The sequence below is a fragment of the Amycolatopsis sp. NPDC045836 genome (assembly GCF_056431745.1).
In genome coordinates, this window is the sequence record NZ_JBWKKF010000016.1 from 1 (window position 1) to 21,149 (window position 21,149).

At 71.2% G+C, this 21,149-nt stretch carries 23 protein-coding genes and 1 pseudogene; 12 read left to right on the forward strand and 12 right to left on the reverse strand.

The window, feature by feature from the left end; genetic code table 11:
- On the forward strand, positions 1-894 hold an 894-nt coding region (locus AC07EG_RS27875; protein WP_478256159.1), incomplete at its 5' end, for an MFS transporter.
- Between the two features lie 37 nt (positions 895-931).
- Here the strand turns inward: AC07EG_RS27875 and AC07EG_RS27880 are convergent.
- The 4 genes from AC07EG_RS27880 to AC07EG_RS27895 all read right to left on the reverse strand — a co-directional run bounded on the left by AC07EG_RS27880 (position 932) and on the right by AC07EG_RS27895 (position 3,484).
- A complete protein-coding gene (locus tag AC07EG_RS27880; RefSeq protein ID WP_478256160.1) occupies positions 932-1,300 on the reverse strand; it encodes a hypothetical protein in 369 nt (122 codons plus the stop codon).
- A gap of 111 nt (positions 1,301-1,411) precedes the next feature.
- Entirely contained in the window at positions 1,412-1,984 is a 573-nt protein-coding gene (locus tag AC07EG_RS27885; RefSeq protein WP_478256161.1) for a serine hydrolase, read from the reverse strand.
- Positions 1,951-2,631, reverse strand: coding sequence for a serine hydrolase domain-containing protein (locus AC07EG_RS27890; RefSeq protein WP_478256162.1), 681 nt, complete (start codon positions 2,629-2,631; stop codon positions 1,951-1,953). The genes AC07EG_RS27885 and AC07EG_RS27890 overlap by 34 nt, the downstream gene beginning before the upstream one ends.
- Before the next feature lie 28 nt (positions 2,632-2,659).
- Entirely contained in the window at positions 2,660-3,484 is an 825-nt protein-coding gene (locus tag AC07EG_RS27895; protein ID WP_478256163.1) for a DUF4097 family beta strand repeat-containing protein, read from the reverse strand.
- Between the two features lie 271 nt (positions 3,485-3,755).
- Between AC07EG_RS27895 and AC07EG_RS27900 the strand changes: the two are divergent.
- The 5 genes and pseudogenes from AC07EG_RS27900 to AC07EG_RS27920 form a co-directional block, all read left to right on the forward strand.
- Positions 3,756-4,715, forward strand: a pseudogene (locus AC07EG_RS27900) (D-isomer specific 2-hydroxyacid dehydrogenase family protein); the annotation flags it as partial.
- Positions 4,712-5,740: a D-alanine--(R)-lactate ligase gene (gene vanA, locus AC07EG_RS27905; RefSeq protein ID WP_478256164.1), complete on the forward strand. Its 1,029-nt coding sequence runs from the start codon at positions 4,712-4,714 to the stop codon at positions 5,738-5,740. The pseudogene AC07EG_RS27900 and the gene vanA, both read left to right, overlap by 4 nt.
- Positions 5,737-6,345: a D-Ala-D-Ala dipeptidase VanX gene (gene vanX / locus AC07EG_RS27910; RefSeq protein ID WP_478256165.1), complete on the forward strand. Its 609-nt coding sequence runs from the start codon at positions 5,737-5,739 to the stop codon at positions 6,343-6,345. Before vanA ends, vanX begins: the two co-directional genes overlap by 4 nt.
- 22 nt (positions 6,346-6,367) lie before the next feature.
- Positions 6,368-6,832 carry a GNAT family N-acetyltransferase gene (locus tag AC07EG_RS27915; RefSeq protein ID WP_478256166.1) on the forward strand — a complete coding sequence of 155 codons (465 nt, stop codon included), beginning with the start codon at positions 6,368-6,370 and terminating at the stop codon, positions 6,830-6,832.
- Positions 6,829-7,941 carry a UDP-N-acetylglucosamine--N-acetylmuramyl-(pentapeptide) pyrophosphoryl-undecaprenol N-acetylglucosamine transferase gene (locus AC07EG_RS27920; protein ID WP_478256167.1) on the forward strand — a complete coding sequence of 371 codons (1,113 nt, stop codon included), beginning with the start codon at positions 6,829-6,831 and terminating at the stop codon, positions 7,939-7,941. The genes AC07EG_RS27915 and AC07EG_RS27920 overlap by 4 nt, the downstream gene beginning before the upstream one ends.
- Here AC07EG_RS27920 and AC07EG_RS27925 read toward each other — a convergent pair.
- On the reverse strand, positions 7,921-9,039 hold the full coding sequence (locus tag AC07EG_RS27925) for a sensor histidine kinase (RefSeq protein WP_478256168.1): 1,119 nt from the start codon (positions 9,037-9,039) through the stop codon (positions 7,921-7,923). The two genes, AC07EG_RS27920 and AC07EG_RS27925, sit on opposite strands and share 21 nt — an antisense overlap.
- A complete protein-coding gene (locus AC07EG_RS27930) occupies positions 9,032-9,712 on the reverse strand; it encodes a response regulator transcription factor (protein ID WP_478256169.1) in 681 nt (226 codons plus the stop codon). The genes AC07EG_RS27925 and AC07EG_RS27930 overlap by 8 nt, the downstream gene beginning before the upstream one ends.
- Before the next feature lie 86 nt (positions 9,713-9,798).
- Between AC07EG_RS27930 and AC07EG_RS27935 the strand changes: the two genes are divergently transcribed.
- From AC07EG_RS27935 to AC07EG_RS27955, 5 genes are all read left to right on the forward strand, one after another.
- Positions 9,799-10,281 (forward strand): M15 family metallopeptidase, encoded by a 483-nt coding sequence (locus AC07EG_RS27935; RefSeq protein ID WP_478256170.1) that lies wholly within the window; start codon positions 9,799-9,801, stop codon positions 10,279-10,281.
- 53 nt (positions 10,282-10,334) lie between these two features.
- Positions 10,335-10,745: a YciI family protein gene (locus tag AC07EG_RS27940; protein WP_478256171.1), complete on the forward strand. Its 411-nt coding sequence runs from the start codon at positions 10,335-10,337 to the stop codon at positions 10,743-10,745.
- 6 nt (positions 10,746-10,751) lie between these two features.
- The gene (locus tag AC07EG_RS27945) at positions 10,752-11,936 is read left to right on the forward strand and encodes an RNA polymerase sigma factor (RefSeq protein WP_478256172.1); all 1,185 of its coding nucleotides are present in this window, start codon (positions 10,752-10,754) and stop codon (positions 11,934-11,936) included.
- Positions 11,937-12,247: 311 nt separating this feature from the next.
- Positions 12,248-13,087, forward strand: a complete 840-nt coding sequence (locus tag AC07EG_RS27950; protein WP_478256173.1) for a DUF4097 family beta strand repeat-containing protein — start codon at positions 12,248-12,250, stop codon at positions 13,085-13,087.
- A 20-nt stretch (positions 13,088-13,107) separates the two neighbouring features.
- Complete coding sequence (locus AC07EG_RS27955; RefSeq protein ID WP_478256174.1) at positions 13,108-14,331, forward strand: cytochrome P450; 1,224 nt, start codon at positions 13,108-13,110, stop codon at positions 14,329-14,331.
- Between the two features lie 54 nt (positions 14,332-14,385).
- On the opposite strand, the gene AC07EG_RS27960 is transcribed toward AC07EG_RS27955, so the two are convergent.
- The 5 genes from AC07EG_RS27960 to AC07EG_RS27980 form a co-directional block, all read right to left on the reverse strand.
- Positions 14,386-14,775, reverse strand: coding sequence for a hypothetical protein (locus tag AC07EG_RS27960; protein WP_478256175.1), 390 nt, complete (start codon positions 14,773-14,775; stop codon positions 14,386-14,388).
- A 62-nt stretch (positions 14,776-14,837) separates the two neighbouring features.
- Complete coding sequence (locus tag AC07EG_RS27965; protein ID WP_478256176.1) at positions 14,838-16,292, reverse strand: alpha/beta hydrolase; 1,455 nt, start codon at positions 16,290-16,292, stop codon at positions 14,838-14,840.
- A 127-nt stretch (positions 16,293-16,419) separates the two neighbouring features.
- Positions 16,420-18,696, reverse strand: a complete 2,277-nt coding sequence (gene katG / locus AC07EG_RS27970; RefSeq protein ID WP_478256177.1) for a catalase/peroxidase HPI — start codon at positions 18,694-18,696, stop codon at positions 16,420-16,422.
- Between the two features lie 23 nt (positions 18,697-18,719).
- Complete coding sequence (locus AC07EG_RS27975; RefSeq protein WP_478256178.1) at positions 18,720-19,145, reverse strand: Fur family transcriptional regulator; 426 nt, start codon at positions 19,143-19,145, stop codon at positions 18,720-18,722.
- 65 nt (positions 19,146-19,210) lie between these two features.
- Entirely contained in the window at positions 19,211-19,816 is a 606-nt protein-coding gene (locus tag AC07EG_RS27980; RefSeq protein WP_478256179.1) for a TetR/AcrR family transcriptional regulator, read from the reverse strand.
- A 22-nt stretch (positions 19,817-19,838) separates the two neighbouring features.
- Here AC07EG_RS27980 and AC07EG_RS27985 point away from each other — a divergent pair, with 22 nt between their 5' ends.
- Entirely contained in the window at positions 19,839-20,315 is a 477-nt protein-coding gene (locus AC07EG_RS27985) for an SRPBCC family protein (protein ID WP_478256180.1), read from the forward strand.
- On the opposite strand, the gene AC07EG_RS27990 is transcribed toward AC07EG_RS27985, so the two are convergent.
- A complete protein-coding gene (locus tag AC07EG_RS27990; RefSeq protein ID WP_478256181.1) occupies positions 20,297-21,145 on the reverse strand; it encodes an alpha/beta fold hydrolase in 849 nt (282 codons plus the stop codon). The two genes, AC07EG_RS27985 and AC07EG_RS27990, sit on opposite strands and share 19 nt — an antisense overlap.
- Between the last annotated feature and the right edge of the window lie 4 nt (positions 21,146-21,149).

A 21,149-nucleotide genomic window follows, 5' to 3' on the forward strand; every position in this document is an offset into this window, starting at 1 on the left:
GCCATCGCGTTCGCGGTGGGCACGACCGAGACGGTCCACGACACCTGCGCGCAGTCGATCGTGCCGCAGCTGGTCGGCCGTGAGCAGCTGGCCAGTGCGAACGGGCGCCTGTTCGCCGCCGAACTGACCGCCAGCGACTTCCTCGGCCCGCCGCTGGCCGGACTGCTGGTGACCGCGGGCGCGCTGACCGCCTTCGCCACCCCGGCCGGGCTGTGGCTGGCGGCGCTCGGGGCGTTGTTCCTGGTGCGCGGTTCGTTCCGGCCACCGAGGCAACGGCCGTCGACCCTGCGTGCCGACATCGCCGAAGGACTGCGCTTCCTGTTCCGCGACCGGGTGTTGCGCACGATCTCGGTGATGGTGGGCGTGTTCAACTTCGCCGACAAGGCGGTGTTCGCCGTGCTCGTGCTGCACGCGGTCGGCCCCGGTTCGGCGATGGGGCTGTCCGAGCGGGCGTTCGGGTTGCTGCTGACCGGCATCGCCGCGGGCGGGCTGCTCGGCTCGTTCGCCGCCGCCTGGGCCGAGCGCGTGCTGGGGCGGGTGTGGTCGCTCGGGCTCGGGTTCGCCGCGAGCGCGGTCATGCTCGGAATGCCCGCGGTGAGCACGAACCCGTACGTCGTCGGCGCCGCGTTCGTGCTCGGCGGTACCGGGCTGGTGATCTCCAACGTGGTGCTGGTGTCGCTGCGCCAGCGCCTGACCCCGGACCACCTGCTCGGCCGGGTCAGCAGCGTGCACCGGCTGCTGGCCTGGGGCACCATGCCGCTCGGCGCCGCCGCGGGTGGCCTGCTCGCCCAGTGGGCCGGGCTGCCCGCGACGTTCGCGGTGATGGCGGCGCTGACCCTGTTGCTGCTGCCCGGTGTCGCGCGCCTCCGCCGAACCGGCACGGGAACGCCCTGATCGGCGAGCACGGTGACGTGCTCGCCGATCAGGGGGATCAGCCGACGAAGACGAACGACGAGGCGCGGTCGCCCCAGCCGCGTTCGTGCAGGTTCCGGTGCTCACCCACCCCGAAGACCTGGGCACTGCCCTTGCCGGCGAGGCCGTCCCACAGCTGGATCGGGTGCTCGAGCCGCATGGACGACATGATGTTGTCGAAGCCGATCAGGTTGATGCAGCCCGTGTGGTGGGCGTCGTAGGAGAACTGGCCACCGCTCGGGTCGAGGTTGATGTGGTTGAAGCCGTGGAACTTGGGCGCGGCCGGCGAGACGTCGCCCGCCGTCGCGGGCGTCGCCATGGCGGTGACGGCGAGCGCCGCGCCGCCGAGCGCCATCAGCGACTTCCTGAACGCTTTTTTGGTGGACATGGGCGTGCATCCCTCCAGCGGAAGGGTCACCGGTGCCTGTGGGCACCCGGCTGGCGCGAAACTACCCATGCCCGGTGGCGTCGCGACGGTTACAGCGGCGGCTGAACCGCGTCACCCGAGGCAGTCGCGGACGGCTCGGGTCAGGTTGTTCGCTCGTGGGTCGTCCGGCCGGAAGTTCCAGAGGTTGGTGGCGTAGCCGAAGCCGACACGGGCGTCGACATCGGCGAAGCCGACCGAGCCGCCGGAGCCCGGGTGGCCGAACGAGGCCGGGCTGAGCATGGGGTAGGGCGGGCAGGCCCGCCAGAAGCCCAGTGACATGTTGAACGAGCGGTCGGCGGGCACGGCCACCCCTTCCGGGAGGCCGTGCATGGGCGTGCCGGCGGTCTGGACCTCCGTCGCCGTGGTCACGGTTTCCGGGGTGAGCAGCCGGTGCCCGTCGACGTCGCTGACGGTGGCGGCGTACACGCGGGCGATCGAGTGCGCGTCGGCGACCATGTTGGCGGCCGGGAACTCCGCGGCCCGCCATGCGCGGGTGGTGAAGTAGTCGGCGCTGGTGAAGGCGCCGCCGAGTTCACCGGCGCGCATCGCGACCGAGCCGGGGCTGTACAGGGCGGTGACCCAGGCGGTGACCGTGTCCTCGTCCAGCCCGGTCACCGCGACCATCCCGGCCAGCAGCTCCTCCACGCTGAACGGCGCGTCGGAGTGGATGGTGGCACCCGGTCCTCGTGCTGCTCGGGCAGCCCGATCCAGGCGCTGAGCCCGAGCGGGCGGGCCACCTCCTCGGCGAAGAACGTGCCGAGCGACCGGCCGGTGATCCGGCGCACGAGTTCGCCGGCCAGGAACCCGTAGGTGTTGGCGTGGTAGCCGTGCTCGGTGCCCGGCTCCCACAGCGGCTCCTGCGCCTCGAGGGCGCGGATGACCGGGTCCCAGGCACACGCCTGCTCGAAGGTCAGCGGCCCGTCGACGACCGGCAGACCGGCCTGGTGCGAGAGCAGCCAGCGCACCGGGATGTCCTCCTTGCCGGCGGCGCCGAACTCCGGCCAGTAGCGGGCCACCGGGGCGTCCAGGTCCAGGTCACCGCGCTGCACCAGCAGATGGGCGCAGATCGCGGTGGCGCCCTTGGTGGTGGACGCGACCTGCGTGACGGTGTCCCGGCGCCACGGCCGGTTCGCCTCCTGATCGGCCAAGCCGTCCCACAGGTCGACCACCAGGCGGCCGTCCGCGTAGACACTGCACGCCGCGCCGACCTCGCCGGGGCCGTCGAAGTTCGCCCGGAAGGCGTCGGCAACCCTTTCCCAGCCCGGCGCGACACCGCTTTCTTGAGTCGTCATGGTCAATCCTTTCGGGAATTCCGGTGCATCAGGCAGCGGGCTGGATGACGATGTCGTCGAGCCGGGTACGGGCACAGATGACTGCTTTCTCGCCGGATTCGTCCGTCGCGGGCAGGGAATTGCGCACGACACCCTTCTTGCTGCCGGCGTCGACCGAAGCGGCGGTGCCCGCGCTGACGCCCACCTCGATGCCGCCGGAGGCGTTGGTCAGCTCCACCCGGCCGCGGGTGATCCGGCCGATCCGGATCGGGCAGTCGGCTGCTTCGGCGGTGACCCCGCCGTCGGCGCGGCCGATGTCGAAGCGGCCGCTGGAACCGCCCAGTTCGACGTCCGACCGGGCGTGGCCGATCCAGACCTCGCCGCGGCCACCCGCATACCGGACCGCGCCCTCGGCCTCGCCGATCCGCAGCCCGGCCGCACCGCCGTCGATGTCGGCGGGCCCGGCGATGTGGCCGACCTCGACGCCACCGGCCGAGAGGTTCCCGCGAAGCGCGGCGATGCGGTCCAGCTGGATCCGCCCCGACGCGAGGTTCAGCTCGCAAGCCCCGAACGCGCCCTCGGCGTGCACGTCGGTCCACGCCGTGTTGAGCACCAGGCCGGAACCGGCAGGCAGCTCGATCGTGATCACGACAGAACCGTCCTTTCGGCCCGGCTTGGTGGTCTTGACCGACAGCTCCCCGGCGGCGAAGCCGACCTCGGTCTTCTCGGCCACCTTGACGTCCGACTTGTCCGTGCTGTCGACGGGCTCGACGTGCACCACGGTGTCCGGCCGCTCGCTCGCGACGACCCGCACCCGGGCACCCGCGGTGGTCAGGGTGGCGGTGATCGGCTCCGGCGTGGCGAAAGCACCCATGATTTCTTCCCCTTGCTGCGTGGTGTGGTTCGTTGGTGCGACTACGTTCGCCGCCCGGGCGGACACGGGGCTGACACGGCTCGGACACCGGCGGGACGGGCGGGCACCGCCGGTGTCAGCCGGGTTCCTACTGGTCGGTAACTTATTGGGGGCATATCGGAAACCGCATACGGAGCGGCAACGCCGGGGCGTTTTGACTGGCGGCATGAGCTACCGCGAACCGGCACGCACGGCGCCGGAGTCCTGGTCCTTCGCCACCGTGCCGGGCACGGGGATCACGGTCTACGGGTGCGAACCGGACGAGGCCGCCCTGTTCCGGGAGCTGGCCCCCCGCTTCGGGGTGCGGCCGACCGTCGTCGAGGACGCGGTGTCCGAGGCCAACGCCGCGCTGGCGGCCGGGAACCGGTGCGTCAGCGTGGGGCACAAGGCACGGATCACCGACGGCACCCTGCTCGCGCTCAGCCGGGCCGGCGTGCAGTACCTCTCCACCAGGAGCGTCGGGTGCAACCACCTCGACGTGGAGTACGCGAGGAGCGTCGGCATCTCCGTGGGGACCGTCGCCTATTCGCCGGACAGCGTGGCCGACTACACGCTGATGCTGATGCTGATGGCGGTGCGCGACGCCAAGGCCACCATCAGGCGCACGGACGCCCACGACTACCGGCTCGGCGACGAACGCGGCAAGGAGCTGCGCGACCTGACCGTCGGGGTCGTCGGAACGGGACGCATCGGCGCGGCGGTCGTGGACCGGCTGCGGGGCTTCGGCCCCCGCGTCCTGGCCTACGACATCCGCCCCGGGATCGACGCCGACTACGTTCCCCTCGACGAACTGCTGCGGCGGAGCGACATCGTCACGCTCCACACCCCGCTCAACGCCGGCACCCACCACCTCCTCGACCGCCGGCGCATCGGAAAGCTGAAGCGCGGCGCGTATGTGATCAACACCGGGCGCGGTCCGCTGCTGGACACCGAAGCCCTGGTGGCAGCGCTGGAAAACGGCACCTTGGGCGGTGCGGCGCTCGACGTGCTCGAAGGCGAGGACGGCATCTTCTACGCGGACCACCGGAACGAGCCCGTCGGGAGCGAGCTGCTGCTGCGGCTGCAGGAGCTGCCGAACGTGATCATCAGCCCGCACACCGCCTACTACACCGACCACGCACTGGCCGACACGGTCGAGAACTCCATCGTCAACTGCCTGGAATTCGCGAGCAGAAAGCAGCACTGGATATGAAGATCGGCATCATCTTCGGCGGGAGTTCCGAGGAGCACCCCGTCTCCGTCAAATCCGCGCGGGAGGTCGCCAAGCACCTCGACACCGACAAGTACGAACCGTTCTGGATCGGCATCACCAGGAACGGCGCGTGGCTGCTGTGCGACGGGCCGGACGAGGGCTGGGAGAACGACGGCCGCCCGGTCGTGCTCTCGCCGGACCGGACCGTGCGCGGGCTGCTCGCACTGGGGCACGGGAAGTTCGAAGCGCTCAGCCTGGACGTCGTACTGCCCGTGCTGCACGGCAAGCTCGGCGAGGACGGGGCGGTGCAGGGGCTGCTGGAACTGTCCGGCATTCCCTACGTCGGCTGCGACGTGCAGAGTTCCGCGCTGTGCATGGACAAGTCGCTGGCGTACGTGGTCACCGGCGCCGCGGGGATTCCGACGCCGGAGTTCCGGGTCGTCCCGGCGAACGAGAACGTCGACCCCGCATCGCTCACCTATCCCGTCTACGTGAAACCGGCCCGATCGGGTTCGTCGTTCGGGGTCAGCAAGGTGACCAGCGAGGAGGAACTGCCGAGCGCGGTGGAAACCGCGAGGCAGTACGACTCGAAGGTGCTGATCGAAGAAGCGGTCGCCGGCAGCGAGGTCGGGTGCGCCGTCCTGGGCAACGAGCTGGAGCTGATCGCGGGGGAGGTCGACCAGATCACGCTGTCCCACGGATTCTTCAAGATCCACCAGGAAAGCGATCCCGAAAGCGGTTCCGAGAACTCGACGATCACCGTTCCCGCGGACCTGCCGGCGCAGACCCGATCGCTGGTCCGGGAAACGGCCAAGGCCATCTACCGCGCCCTGGGCTGCTCCGGCCTGGCCAGGGTGGACCTGTTCCTGACCGAGGACGGCACGGTGGTGCTCAACGAGGTCAACACCTTCCCCGGCATGACCTCCTACAGCCGTTACCCGCGGATGATGGCGGCCGCCGGGCTGCCGCTCGGTGAAGTGCTCGACCGGTTGGTGTCGCTGACCCTGACGGGGAAATTCCGGTGAACGGGGATTTCGCCTTCGTGGACGAACTGGTGCCCGGAATACGCTGGGACGCCAAATACGCCACCTGGGACAACTTCGTCGGCAAACCGGTGGACGGGTACGCGGCGAATCGCATCGTCGGCACCAGAGCGTTGTGCGCGGCGCTGGAAGGCGTGCGGGACAAGGCCGCATCCCTCGGCTTCGGCCTGCTGCTCTGGGACGGCTACCGCCCGCAACGGGCCGTGGACCACTTCCTGCACTGGTCGCGGCAACCGGAGGACGGCCGGACGAAGCTGCGGCACTACCCGCACCTCGACAAGGCCGAGATGTTCGAAAAGGGTTACGTGGCGAGGAAATCGGGCCACAGCCGGGGCAGCACCGTCGACCTGACGCTGTACCACCTGGCCACCGGTGAACTCGCGCAGATGGGCGGCGACCACGACCTGATGGATGCGATCTCGCACCACGGCGCACCCGGGGTGACGCGGGCCGAAGCGGAGAACCGCCGTCACCTGCGTTCGATCATGGAGGACTGCGGGTTCCGCGCCTACGAGCGCGAGTGGTGGCACTACACGCTGGAGGACGAACCCTATCCGGACTCCTACTTCGATTTCCCGATCGCGTAGCCGAACTCCGGTGAGGAAGGGCATGCAGATACGACCGGCTCACCCCGCCGACGCCGCGGCCGTGAACGAGCTGCTGGACCAGCTGGGCTATCCCCAGCAGAGCACCGCGGGCACGGCGGCCCGGATCCGGGAGTGGGACGGAGATCGCACCGGCGCGGTCTACGTGGCCGACGCCGGTGGTGAGCTCCTGGGCCTGATCGCGGTGCACACCTGCCCGTTCTTCGAGCGCGCCGGCTCCTGGGGGCGGATCGTGGCGCTGGTCGTCGCCGGGCGGTTCCGCGGCCGGGGCGTCGGCGGGCAGCTGGTGACCGCGGCGGAACTGTTCGCCGCCAGCCGCGGCTGCCTGCGCATGGAGGTCACCAGCGCGGACCGCCGCCAGGACGCCCACGGGTTCTACCGGCGCCGCGGTTACCTCGACCAGGGCGGGAGTTCCTCGCGGTTCCTGCGTGAACTGGCCGAGCCCGCACGGCGGGGGGAGCGGGCGTGACGGCACCACGCGTCGTGGTCGCCGGTGGTCATTCCGCCGGGCACATCGAGCCGGCGATGAACTTCGCCGACGCGCTGCGCCGCCTCGACCCCACCGCCGAGGTCACCGCCCTCGGCACCGTCCGCGGCCTGGACACCACGCTGGTCCCGGCCCGCGGCTACCCGCTCGAACTCATCCCGCCGGTGCCGCTGCCGCGACGGCTGGACCGGGCCCTGCTGGAGACACCGGGCAGGCTGCGCGACGCGGTGCTGGCGGCCGGGGCGGTGCTCGACCGCGTGCGGGCCGAGGCCGTGGTGGGGTTCGGCGGTTACGTGGCCGCCCCGGCCTACCTCGCCGCCCGGCGGCGGAACCTGCCGATCGTGGTCCACGAGGCGAACGCCCGGCCGGGGGCGGCCAACCGGCTGGCGGCCCGGATGACCCGGCACGTGTTCACCGCCACGCCGGGGGTCCGGCTGGCGAACGCCTCCGCCATCGGGATCCCGCTGCGGCCGTCGATCACCGGCCTGGACCGGGCCGCGCTGCGCGGTCCCGCCCGGCAGCGGTTCGGCCTGCGCCCCGGCGGGCCGGTGCTGCTGGTCACCGGCGGTTCGCAGGGGGCGGGCACGATCAACGCCGCGGTCTCCGGTGCGGCCGCGGCGTTGCGGGCGGCCGGTGTGCAGGTGCTGCACATCACCGGTCCGCGGCACACGGTCGAGGTGCCCGGCGGCGAGCCGCCGTACGTGGTCGTGCCCTACGTCGACGAGATGCGCTACGCCTACGCCGCGGCCGACTTCGCGCTCTGCCGCTCGGGGGCGATGACCTGCGCCGAACTGGCCGCCGTCGGCCTGCCGGCGGCTTTCGCCCCGTTGCCGTTACGCGGCGGGGAGCAGCGGCTGAACGCCGAGCCGGTCGTCGCGGCCGGTGGGGCGTTGCTGGTCGACGACGGCGACCTCGATCCGGCCTGGGTGGAGACGGTGCTGCTGCCGGTGCTGACCGATGCGGAGCGGGTGGCGGCGATGTCGGCTCGTGCGCTGGCGGCCGGTGCTCCTGACGCGGGTGACGTGCTGGCTCGGCACGTGCTCACCGCGGTCACCCGGAAGCGCTGGGCGTCATCGGCTGGTGCGCGGTGACGCGATGGGCAGTTCGACCGTGACGCGGAGCCCGCCGGCGGCTCGGTGCGAGAGGGTGAGGGTGCCGTCGTGGGCCTTGGCGATGCTCCGGACGATCGCCAGGCCGAGGCCGACCCCCGCGTGGTCGTCGCGGACGCGCCGGGTGCCGCGCTGGAAGGGCTCGACGAGCGTGGAAACCAGCTGCGGTGAGAGCTTCTGGCCGGTGTTCTCGACGGTGAGCACCACGGTCCTGGCGTGGACGCGGGTGGTCACCCACACGGTCCCCCGTTCAGGCAGGTTGTGCACGATCGCGTTGTGCACGAGGTTCGTCGTCAGCTGCAGCAGGAGCGCGGGTGAACCCGTGGCCGGGGCGATGTCGCCGGAGGTTTCGATGGTGACGCCGCTCTTCTCGGCCAGCGGGAGCAGCGTTTCCGCGGCTTCTTCGGCGATCAGGGACAGGTCGACCCGTTCCCGGGTGAACGAACCCTGGTCGGCGCGGCTGAGCAGCAGCAGCGCTTCGGTGAGGTCGATCGCCCGGGTGTTGACGAAGTGGAGCCGTTCGACGAGTTCGCCGGCGTCCCGGTCCGGGTCGTTGCGGGCCACGTCGAGCAGGGTCTGCGTGATCGCCAGGGGAGTGCGCAGTTCGTGCGAGGCGTTGGCCGCGAACCGCTGCTGTTCGGCGTTGTGCGAGTCGAGCCGCGCGAGCATGGTGTCGAAGGCGTCGGCGAGTTCCCGGAACTCGTCCTGGCGCCCTTCCAGCTGGATCCGGTGGGACAGCGAACCGTTCGCGGCCAGCCGGGTGGCGTTGGTGATGCGCGTGAGGGGCGCGAGCATGCTGCCCGCCAGGATCCAGCCGCCGACCAGGCCGAACAGCAGCAGCACGACCAGCACCACGGCGACCTTCGGGCCGAAGGCGCGCACCAGGTCGGTGCGGTCGGGCACGTGCGGTGTGCCCGGCCTGCTCCAGTCACCGCCCTGGGGGAGGTAGATCTGCTCGGGCACGTACCGCAGCAGGTACACCCACACCACGGCGAGCAGCAGGGCACCGGCGACCATGAGGAACCCGGCGTAGCTGAGGGTGAGCTTGAGGCGGACGCTGAGACCGGGCGCCCTATCCACGGTCCCCGCCGGGGGCGGTGCCGATGCGGTAGCCGACGCCGGGCACGGTGGCGATGAGCCACGGTTCGCCGAGGCGTTTGCGCAGGGCCGAGACGGTGATGCGCACGGCGTTGGTGAACGGGTCGGCGTTCTCGTCCCACGCCCGCGCCAGCAGTTCCTCGGCGCTGATCACCCCGCCCTCGGCGGCGACGAGGACTTCGAGCACGGCGAACTGCTTCCTGGTGAGCGCGATGTAGCGCCCGTCGCGGAAGACCTCGCGGCGGAACGGGTCCAGCCGCAGGCCCGCGATCTCCCGCACCGGCGGCCTGCTGTGGGCGCGCCTGCGGTCGAGCGCCCGGAGCCGGAGCACGAGTTCCCGGAGTTCGAACGGCTTGGTGAGGTAGTCGTCGGCGCCGATGCCGAACCCGGAGGCCTTGTCGTCGATCCGGTCGGCGGCGGTGAGCATCAGGATCGGCATGCCGTCGCCGGAAGCGACGATGCTCTCGGCGATCTCGTCCCCGGACGGCCCGGGGATGTCGCGGTCGAGCACGGCGATGTCGTAGGCGTTGACGCTCAGCAGTTCCAGCGCGGTGTCGCCGTCACCGGCGATGTCGGCCGCGATGGCCTCCAGCCGCAACCCGTCACGGATGGCCTCGGCCATGTAGGGCTCGTCCTCGACCACCAGCACACGCATGCCCCGATGCTACGAGCGGGCGCATATCGGCGGCATATCGAAAACCGCGTACGGGACGGCAACACCGCACCGTCTTCTGTGGAGCCATGCTCAACAGCGAACGAATCCGCGTCCCCGGCAAGGCACACGGCGCTGTTCCCGATCCCGTGCCGGTCTTCGACGACCACACCCCGGCCGTGGTCAACCTCGATCCCGCGCTGCTCGGTGCGCTGCGCCGGGCGGCGGCCGACGCCGCGGCCGACGGCGTGCGGTTCTTCGTCAACGGCGGCTGGCGCTCCCCGGAGTACCAGGCGCACCTGCTCGAACGGGCCATCTCGAGGTACGGCTCGCCGGAGGAAGCCGCCCGCTGGGTGGCCACCCCCGGCACCTCCGCGCACGTGTCGGGGCAGGCGGTCGACATCGGCCGCGCCGAGGCCAGGGCGTGGCTGTCCGCGCACGGCGCCCGGTACGGGCTCTGCCAGATCTACCGCAACGAACCCTGGCACTACGAACTGCGCCCCGAAGCCGTCCACGGCGGCTGCCCGCCCATGTACGCCGACCCCTCGCAGGACCCGCGGAGGTGGCGGTGACCCGCCCTTGAGGATTTCTCCGCCGGTGGTGTCGAATGGCGGCGAGGCCGTTCGTGGCCAAGGTGGGAGACCGGCAACGGGCCGGCCGCCGCTCACCGGAGGAGAACACCGTGAAGCAGTACCTGCTCGCCGTCCAGCTCGACGAAACGGTGCCGGAGCCCGAGGACGAGCTGCGGGAGCAGCTGGCGCGGACCACGAAGGTCACCGAGGAAATGCAGGCCGCGGGCAAGTGGGTGTTCGCCGGTGGCCTGCTGCCCTCGCACGCCAGCACGGTCGTGCGGCCCGGCAACGGCACCACCACGATGACCGACGGCCCGTTCGCCGAGACCAAGGAACAGCTCGGCGGGTTCTGGGTGATCCAGTGCGAAGACCTCGACGAAGCGCTGGCCTGGGCAGGCAAGTGCGCGCTGGCCTGCGCGCGCCCGATCGAGGTGCGGCCGTTCGACGGCATCGTCGAGGGCTGAGCGCGGATGGATCTCGACGCCGTCTACCGGGCCGAGTACGGCAAGTGCGTGGCCACGCTGACCCGCCTGCTCGGCGACCTCGGCCTCGCCGAGGAGGCGGTGCAGGACGCGTTCGCGGTGGCGGTCGGAAAGTGGGCGCAGGACCCGCCCGCCAATCCCGGCGGCTGGATCGTGACCACCGCCCGCAACCGCGCGATCGACCGCCTGCGCCGGGAGTCCACCCGGGAAGCCCGCCACGCGCAGGCGTTGCTGCTGCACCAGCCCGGCGAGCAGGAGGAGGCGGGACCGGTGCGCGACGACCAGCTCCGCCTGATCTTCACCTGCTGCCACCCGGCGCTCTCGCCGCTGGCGCAGACCGCGCTCACCCTGCGCCTGCTCGGCGGGCTGGAGGTGCCCGAGATCGCGCGGGCCTACCTGGTGCCGGAGGCGACGATCTCCCAGCGCATCGTCCGCGCGAAGAAGAAGATCCGGGACGCCGGCATCCCCTACCGGGTGCCCGGCGCGGCGGAACTGCCCGATCGGCTGCCGCCGGTGCTGACCGTGCTGTACCTGGTCTTCAACGAGGGCTACACCTCGACCTCGGGGGAGCTGCTGCGGACGGACCTGTGCCTGGAGGCGGTGCGCCTGGCGCGGGCGCTGGCCGGGCTGATGCCGGACGAGCCGGAGGTGCTCGGGCTGCTGGCGCTGCTGCTGCTCACCGAAGCGCGGCGGCCCGCGCGGGTGGGGCCGTCGGGTGAGCTGGTGGTGCTCGCCGAGCAGGACCGGTCGCGCTGGAACGCGGAGCTGATCGCCGAGGGGCACGAGCTGGTGCGCCGGTGCCTGCGGCGGGGACAGCCGGGCCCGTACCAGCTGCAGGCGGCGATCAACGCCGTGCACACCGACGGGCCCGCCACCGACTGGGTGCAGGTGCTCGCGCTCTACGACCAGCTCCTGCAGCACACGCCGACGCCGATCGTGGCGCTCAACCGCGCGGTCGCGGTGGCCGAGGTGCACGGCCCGGCGGCGGCACTGGCCGTCGTCGGCGAACTGGACCTGCCGGGGTACCACCTGCTGCCGGCCACCCGGGCGGACCTGCTGTCGCGCCTGGGCCGCACGGCGGAGGCCGTCGCCGCGTACGACGAGGCGATCGCGCTGGCCACCAACGAAACCGAGCGGGCGTTCCTCCAGGCTCGGCGCGCCGGCTCGCTCTAGCCGCCCAGTCCGCGGGCGAATCCAGGGCGCAGTCCGGGTCCTCGGTCTCGCCGGGCTCCGGGTGGCGGTCAGCCGGTTGTGCATTTCGGACCGCTTCCCGGCTCCGACCCCCTCGGCGCCAGTTCTGTGCCACATTGGCACCAGCCTGATGCTCGTGATCTCTACCCCGCTGGCCAGCGGAAACGACCCTTTCGGAAGGCTATGGCTCATTTGACATCGTCGTGGCACTTGAAGTGGTGCCAAGACAGTGCCATGATGGCGTCATGCGGGCCGGGGAGGTGACCCCCGGCCTCAGGCCGAAAGGACAGGACATGCCCTCCTACGACACCCCCGGGCCGATCGTCGCCCACCTCGAACCCGGTGTCGGCAACGTGCGCGTCGTCGCCGGCGAGCGCGCCGACACCGTCGTCGACGTGCGGCCGAGCGACGAGAGCAACGCCTCCGACGTGCAGGCCGCCCAGGACACCCGAGTGGCGTTCTCCGGCGGAAGGCTCACGGTCAAGGGCCCGCGGGCGCACCCGCTGGACTTCTCCGGTGAATCGAGGTCGATCGAGGTGGTCGTCGAACTGCCGGCGGGGTCCCGCGTGGAAGGCAGCACCGGCCTCGGCAACCTGCACGCCACCGGCGAACTCGGCGCCTGCCGCTACCGGTCCGGCACCGGGCACATCCAGCTGGAGCGCACCGGTGAGCTGCGTGCCCGCACCGCGGCGGGCAACGTGCTCGCCGAGCGGGTGACGGGCGACGCCGAGGTCGACACCAGCTCCGGGCAGGTGCGGCTCGGTGCGGTCGGCGGCGCCACCGTGGTGAAGAACGCCAACGGTGCCACCACGATCGCCTCCGCCGGTGGCCCGGCGCGGGTGCGCAACGCCAACGGCGACATCACCGTCGAGCAGGCGGGCGCCGGGGTCGATGCCAAGTCCGGACTGGGTTCGGTCCGCGTGCTCGACGCCGTGCGCGGCACCCTCACCCTCGAAACCTCGCTGGGGGAGATCGAGATCGGCATCCGCGAGAGCAGCAGGGCGAGCACCGACACCAAGACCGGCTTCGGCCGCGTCCGCGACAGCGTGGGCGGCGGGGCGGCGACCGGTTCCGACGCCGTCGACGCGCACGCCCGCACCACCTGCGGCGACATCACCATCCGCCCCAGCTGAAACCCCGGAAAGGGAAATCGATGACTGAAGCGGTGCCCATCCCGAACGGCCTGCCCGTCGAACGGGACGTCAGCCCGTTCGAACCACCCAGCGGAATCAGCGAGCTGCGGGAAACCCGGCCGGTCTGCCCGCTCGTTTTCCCCGACGGCCACGAAGGCTGGCTGGTCACCGGCTACGACGCCGCGCGGCAGATGCTGGCCGACACCCGGTTCAGCTCCCGGCAGGACCTCGGCATCATCCACGTGCCGTACCAAACCCCCGGTATGCCCGAGCAGACCGAACCGTCGCCGACGGAACCGGGGCTGTTCATCGCGATGGACCCGCCGGAACACGGCCGGTTGCGCAAGCGGCTCACCGGCGCGTTCACCGTCAAGCGGATGAAGCAGCTCGAAGCGCACATCGTGGAGATCACCGAGCGGCAGCTGGACCACCTGGCGAGCCTGACCCCGCCTGCCGACCTGGTCGCCGAGTTCGCGCTGCCGGTGCCGTCGCTGGTGATCTGCGAACTGCTCGGGGTGCCCTACGCCGAGCGGGACAGCTTCCAGGCCCATTCCGCCCAGTTCATGGTCCGCGACCAGACGCTGGAGGAGAAGATGGCCGCGGTCGGCGGCATGATGGGTTACCTGAACGAGCTGGTCACCCGCAAGCGCGCCGAACCAGCCGACGACATCCTGTCGGACCTGGCCCGCCAGGACGACCTCAGCATCCAGGAACTCGTCGGTGTCGCCTTCCTGCTGCTGCTCGCGGGCCACGAAACCACGGCGAACACGCTGGCGCTGGGCACCTTCGCGTTGCTGGAGCACCCGGACCAGCTGGCCGAACTGCGGGCGGACCCGGAGTTGCTGCCCAACGCCGTCGAGGAACTCCTGCGCTACCTGTCCGTCGCGGACGTCTTCCTCCGCTACGCCGCCGAGGACCTGGAACTGGGCGGGGAGACCATCCCGGCGGGCTCGACCGTGGTGGTTTCGCTGCTGGCCGCCAACCACGATCCCCGGCGCTTCGACAACCCCGGCACGCTGGACATCCACCGTCCGGCCCGCGGGTTGCTGTCCTTCGGCCACGGCGTGCACCAGTGCCTCGGCCAGCAGTTGGCCCGCATCGAAATGCGGGCCGGGCTCGAGGCGTTGCTGCGCCGCTTCCCGGATCTCGAACTCGCCGTTCCCGCGGGCGAGGTGAAGCTCAAGACCGACATGAACATCTACGGGGTGCACGAGTTGCCGGTCCGCTGGACGAAGACCGCCTGACCCGCGGGTGCGCGGCACCACCCGGCACCGTGCGGTGCCGGGTGGTCCACGGGCTCACCGGGTGCGGGTGACCACCCAGATGTCCGCGTTGTAGTTGAACGGCTGGCAGGTCCGCCGCGGCGCGGTCTGCGAGTACATGTAGGGGTCGTTGGGCAGCTTGTACTGGATCAGCGAGTCGTGGTCACCCGCGCAGTAGGAGTGCACGTTCCGGCCGACCGGACTGTTGTAAGTGCCGCCGTCGACGTAGCAGATGCCACCGATGCTGTTGGTGCCGTGCCAGGCGTTGGCGAGTTCGGTGGGGTTCATGCTCGCGCACGAAACGGGCCGGGTCATGGTGCCGACGTCACTCGCCGAAGCCACGAAGCCCGAACCGCCGATCGCCGCCACCGAGGCGGCCAGCACACCGGCCGTGCGCAGTGCTCGTTTTCTGGTCAAAGTGGTCATGTGGATGGACATTAACCGTCGAAATTGTCACACTGCCGGACTTTCACGAGCGGTTGAAGGGCTCAGGCCGGTTCCGCGGCGCAGAAGAGATCACGGGCCGGGCGTTCGCCCTTGGTCAGGAAAACCGTGACGGTCTCCTCGGCGCACTTGTTCCCGCCGAGCACGTAGGTCCCGTGACCGCCCTGGTCGGCGGTGACCATCCTGGCCCGGTCGCCGAGGGCCCGCCGCATCCGCTCGGCCCCGGCCAGGGGGGTCGCCGGGTCGCGGGTGTTCTGCGCCAGCAGCACGTTCGACGGGCCGCGGTCACCGACCCGCACCGGCGGTTCCGCGGGCTCGGAACGCCAGAACGCACACGGCCGGATGTTGGCCGCCGCCGCGCCGAACTTCGGGTGGCGGTGCCGGTCCACCTCGACGTCGACCAGGTACGAGCCGATCGAGCGCGACCAGCGGGAATCGTTGCAGATGGTGTAGAGGTGGCTGGACAGGTAGTTGTCCAGGTCCTGCGCCGCGGCCGGGATCGGGGGCAGCGGCTGGCCGGTGTCCAGTGCCCGCCAGTACTCGGCCAGCAGCGGGAACTGGCCGTCGCCGTAGGTGAGGCCGAAGCTCAGCAGGCGGAACGTGGCGCCGTCGACGCCCTGCACCGCGGCCCGGTCCAGCCGGGCGGCCAGGTCGAAGTACTTGGCCTCCACCTGCTGCTCGGTGCCGCCGAGGCCGTATTCGGGACGGGCGGCGGCGAACCTGGCGAAGTCCGGGAACCGCTTTTCGAAGCCTTGGCCGAACAGGCGGCTGGCCGTGGTGTCCAGTCCGGCGGGCACCACGTTGCTGTCGAGCACGATCCGGTCGCTGCGCTCCGGGAACAGCGTGGTGTAGACCGCGCCGAGGTGGGTGCCGTAGGAGTAGCCGAGGTAGGACAGCTTCTCCTCGCCCAGCGCCTCCCGCAGCCGGTCCAGGTCACGGGCGGCGTTCGCGGTGCTGGTGTGCGGCAGCATGAACGCCGTCTCCGACGCCGCGCACTGCTCGGCGACCTTCTTCGCGTTCTGGGCCTGTTCCAGCACATCGCCCGGGTGGCGGGCGTACGGCGGGATGTTGCCCCGCAGTTGCTGTTCCGGCGTCAGGTCGCAGGTCACCGGCGTGCTGCGGCCGACCCCGCGCGGGTCCAGCCCGATGATGTCGTAGCTGTCCAGCACGTCCTGCGGCAGTCCGAGGGTGGCGAGCAACGCCGGGAAGTCCAGCCCCGCCCCGCCCGGACCGCCGGGATTGGTCAGCAGCACCCCCCGGCGCTTCTCCGGATTTCCGCTCGCCAGGCGGGAAACGGCGATTTCGATCCGCCGCCCGTCCGGATCGCGGTAGTCGAGCGGCACCTCGAGCGTCGTGCACTGCAACGACAGGGCGCCGGCCTCCTCGGGGCAGGCGCTCCACCGGAGGCCGGTGGTCTCCTCGGCGAGCGCCGGTGTCAGTGCCAAGGCCGGTGCCGCGGTCACCAGCACGGCGACGGCGGCGGCGAGGGCTTTCCGCATGTTCCCTCCTGGGTTTCGGTACCCGCCCGAGTAGAAACCGTGCCGGTGCGGCACGGTCAAGGGGAAACAGGGGGAACACCGGACGAGCCCGGCCGGAAGGACCGGCCGGGCTCGTCGCGCGGAGGGATCAGGCGAGGTCGAAGCGGTCGAGCTCCATCACCTTGGTCCACGCCGCGACGAAGTCGGCCACGAACTTCTCGCGGGCGTCTTCGCTGGCGTAGACCTCGGCGAGGGCCCGCAGCTGCGAGTTGGCGCCGAAGATGAGGTCGACCGCGGTGGCGGTCCACTTCACCTCGTCGGTCGCCGCGTCGCGGATCTCGTACACGTGCTCCTCGGACTCCGAACCCTTCCACCGGGTGCCCGGCGAAAGCAGGTTGGTGAAGAAGTCGTTGGTGAGCACACCGGGCCGGTCGGTGAGCACCCCGTGCGAGGTGCCACCGGTGTTGGCCCCGAGCGAGCGCAGCCCGCCGACCAGCACGGTCATCTCGGGCGCGGTCAGGTTCAGCATGTAGGCGCGGTCGACCAGCAGGACCTCGGGCTGCAGCTTCTCCCCGGCCCGCAGGTAGTTGCGGAAGCCGTCGGCACGCGGCTCCATCACCTTGAACGACTCGACGTCGGTCTGCTCCTGCGACGCGTCGGTGCGACCCGGGTGGAACGGCACGGTGGTCTCGACGCCGGCGTCACGCGCCGCCTTCTCGACCGCGGCCGAACCGGCCAGCACGATCAGGTCCGCCAGCGAGATCTTGGCCCCACCCGCGTTGTTGAACTCCTGCTGGATGCCCTCGAGCTTCTCCAGCACCACCGCGAGCTGCTCCGGCTGGTTGACCTCCCAGTTGCGCTGCGGCTCCAGGCGGATCCGGGCGCCGTTGGCCCCACCGCGCTTGTCGGTGGACCGGAAGGAGGCCGCCGCGGCCCAGGCGGTGGAGACCAGCTGGGCGGTGGTCAGCCCGGAGTCGAGCACCTTCGCCTTGAGCGCGGCGATGTCCTCGGCGCCGACCAGCTCGTGGTCGACCGCGGGCACCGGGTCCTGCCACAGCTGCGGCTCGGCCACCCACGGGCCGAGGAAGCGGCTGACCGGGCCCATGTCGCGGTGCAGCAGCTTGTACCACGCCTTGGCGAAGGCCAGCGCGAACTCGTCCGGGTGCTCCAGGAAGCGGCGCGAGATCTTCTCGTACGCCGGGTCCACGCGCAGCGCCAGGTCGGTGGTGAGCATGGTCGGCCGGTGCTTCTTCTCCGGGTCGTGCGCGTCCGGGATGATCGCGTCGGCGTCCTTGGCGACGTACTGCTTCGCGCCACCGGGGCTGGTGGTCAGCTCCCACTCGTAGCCGAACAGGATCTCGAAGAAGCGGTTGCTCCACTGCGTGGGCACGTCGGTCCACGTCACCTCGAGCCCGCTGGTGATGGTGTCGGCGCCCTTGCCGCTGCCGTGGGTGCTCAGCCAGCCGAGGCCCTGCGCCTCCAGCGGGGCGGCCTCCGGCTCCGGGCCCACGTGGTCGTCGGCGACACCGGCGCCGTGGGTCTTGCCGAAGGTGTGCCCACCGGCGATGAGGGCGACGGTCTCCTCGTCGTTCATCGCCATCCGGCCGAAGGTCTCCCGGATGAAGTGGGCGGCCGCGGCCGGGTCCGCGTTGCCGCGCGGGCCCTCCGGGTTGACGTAGATCAGGCCCATCTCGGTGGCGCCGACGTCGGCCACCATCTCGGTGTCGCTGACGTAGCGCTCGTCACCGAGCCAGGTGTCCTCGGGACCCCAGAAGATCTCCTCGGGCTCCCAGACGTCCTCGCGGCCGAAGCCGAAGCCGAAGGTCTTGAAGCCCATGTCCTCCAGCGCCACGTTGCCGGCCAGCACCAGCAGGTCGGCCCAGGAGATCTTCTGGCCGTACTTCTGCTTGACCGGCCACAGCAGGCGGCGGGCCTTGTCCAGGTTGGCGTTGTCCGGCCAGCTGTTCAGCGGGGCGAACCGCTGGCCGCCGTCACCGGCGCCACCGCGGCCGTCGTGGATGCGGTAGGTGCCGGCGGAGTGCCAGCTCATGCGGATCATCAGGCCGCCGTAGTGGCCGAAGTCGGCGGGCCACCAGTCCTGCGAGGTGTGGAGCACCTCGGCGATGTCCCGCTTGAGGGCCTCGACGTCGAGCTTCTGGAACTCCTTGGCGTAGCTGAAGTCCTCGCCGAGCGGGTTGCTCTTCGACGAGTGGGCGTGCAGCACCGACAGGTCGAGCTGGTTCGGCCACCAGTCGCGGTTCGAGCGGGGACGGCCGCCCGTCTTCGGGGTCGGCGAGCTGATCGCGGGGTTCTCGCTCTCGCTGCCGTGCGCCGTCACCGAGTCGTGGGCGACCGGGCAACCGGCCGCCGCCTTCTGGTCCACGCCCTGTGCGCTGGCGGGGGCGTTGTCCTGGGTGGCGCTCATCTACTTCCTTCCGAACTGGCGGATCATTGGGCAGTGCGATCGGCCGCGCAGTCGGGGCAGGTGCCCCAGAACACGACCTCCGCCTCGTCGATCGCGAAACCGTGATCGTGCGAAGCGGTGAGACAGGGTGCCTGTCCGACGGTGCAGTCCACGTCCTCGATGGCACCGCAGGAACGGCACACGACGTGGTGGTGGTTGTCACCCACCCGGCACTCGTAGCGGGCGGTCGCGCCGGCCGGCTGGATGCGCCGCACCAGCCCGGCGTCGGTGAGCGCCCGCAGCACGTCGTAGACCGTCTGGTGCGAAACCGTGGGGTGCTCGGCCCGCACCAGCGCGATCGCCGTTTCGGTGTCGACGTGCGGGTGGTCGCGCAGCGCGGCGAGCACCGCCAGCCGGGGGCGGGTCACGCGCAACGAGACGGCCCGCAGCTGCGCCTCGAAGTCGGACATCACGCCGCGACCCTAGAACGCTTTCTGGAATGAGTCAAATTTGGCCAGGAGGTCCCCGGCCCCGATCAGGCGAGCCCGAGCGTCCTCGCCGCGTGGTCCAGCCAGGCCGCCAGGAACCGCTCCGGGGCCACGCCGCCCGGGGTGCGGCCGATCAGGGCGTCGAGGATCGGGTAGTAGGTCAGTGACGAGAGCAACACCGCGGCGGTGGCCTCCGGGTCCTCCACAGTGGACCCGCCCGGATCGCGCAGCGTGGTGATCCACCGGGTGCACTCGCGGTAGAGGTGGTCCAGCACACCCTGCCACATCCGCTCGAACAACTCCGGGAAACCGGTGAACTCGCGGATCATCAGGCGGATCAGGTCGCGATCGGTGTCCATCACCGCCCACACCACCCCGGCCATCAGCCGGAGCGCCGCGCGGGGGTCCGCGGGCAGTTCACCGAGCGCCTCGGCGTGCTCGTGCGCCATGCGCTCCAGGTTGCGGTGCACGGCGTGCTCGAGCAGCGCCCGCTTCGACGGGAAGTGCTTGTACAGCGCACCCGAACCGGGGGAGAGCCCGCAGGCGACCTGGATGTCGGCCACCGAGGTGGCGTCGTAGCCGCGGGTGGCGAACTGCCGGACGGCCTCGTCGAGGATGCGTTCCCTGGTCACGCCGGGGGTAGTTCTCGCCATGGAAAGAGAGTACTCTCTTACTATGGTTCGAGTGACGGTGGAGCGGGTGGTGCGGTGCGCACCCGGGGAGTTCCTGGCACTGGTCATGGACGCCGAGCGGTACGCGACGGTGGACGCCAAACTGGGCCGCATCGACTGGGTGCGCTCGCACGGCCACACCACCGACTTCCGGTTCCGCTCGCGGCTGCCGGGGCTGCCGGGACCCGGGTTGGCGGTGGTCTCCCGGATGCGGCTCACCCCGGGGGAACGGGTCGACGTCGCCTACGCGCCGCCGCCGCACAACCGGCTCGTCCGGCGCCTCTCCCGGTTCGCCGCGAGCTTCGTGTGCACCCCGGTCAGCGAGGGCACCCGGGTGACCCGGACGATCGAGATCGGTTTCCCCCGGGTGCTCGGCTTCCCGGCCGAAGCCGTGCTGCGGCGCACGCTGCGCCCCGACGTGGAACGCGAACTCGACGGGGCGAAGGCGCTGCTGGAAGGGCCTCAGCCGGCCAGCGGCTGATCGGTGAAGTAGCGGGCGGCCAGGTCGGCGACGTCGTCGGCGCGTTCGAGCACCACCCAGTGGTCGGCGTCGGCGATGGTGCGGAAGTCGCTGCCCGGAATGGTGGCGGCGAACCGGCGCTGCCGTTCGGCCGAGGTGATGGTGTCGTGCTCCCCGCTGAACACCAGCGTCGGCACCCCGGCCAGCCCCCCGTCGAAGCACGGGCCACCGGCCAGCGACCGCCGCAGGTAGTCCATCAGGTGCGGCACGTGCACCGCGCCGTGCAGCATCGAGCGCCGGACGTACCGGTACACCAGTGACCGCTGCGGGACGTGGCGGCTTTCGTCGAGGCACAACTGCATTTCCGTGGACACCGTGGCGAACTCTTCCACCTCGCCCCGTTCCAGGTGCTCCGCCGCCCGGCGCAGCTCGTCCATTTGCGACGGACTGGTCTCCGACACCACCCCGCCGAGGACCAGCCGCGCGATGCGGTGCGGATTCCGTTGCGCGCAGGCGAAAGCGAGTTCCGCGCCGTAGGAGTACCCGAACAGGTTGACCCGCGCCACGCCGAGCTCGTCGAAGAGGTCGTCGAGGATGCCGTCGAGCGCGGCCCCCATCAGTTCGTTGCCCGCCCCGGCGGGCAGCGGGTCGGCGGTGCCCATCCCGGGCAGGTCCGCGGTGATCAGGCTGGTCAGCGGGGTGATCCGGTCCTCCATCCGCGGCCAGCCGTGCATGCCCTGCAACCCGCCGCCGAGCACCACCACCGGTTCGGTGCGCGGCTCCGGCTGGTGCAGCAGGCGGTAGCGGTAGTGCGTGTTCCCGACCGCGAGCGGCCGGACTTCCTCGTACATGGTC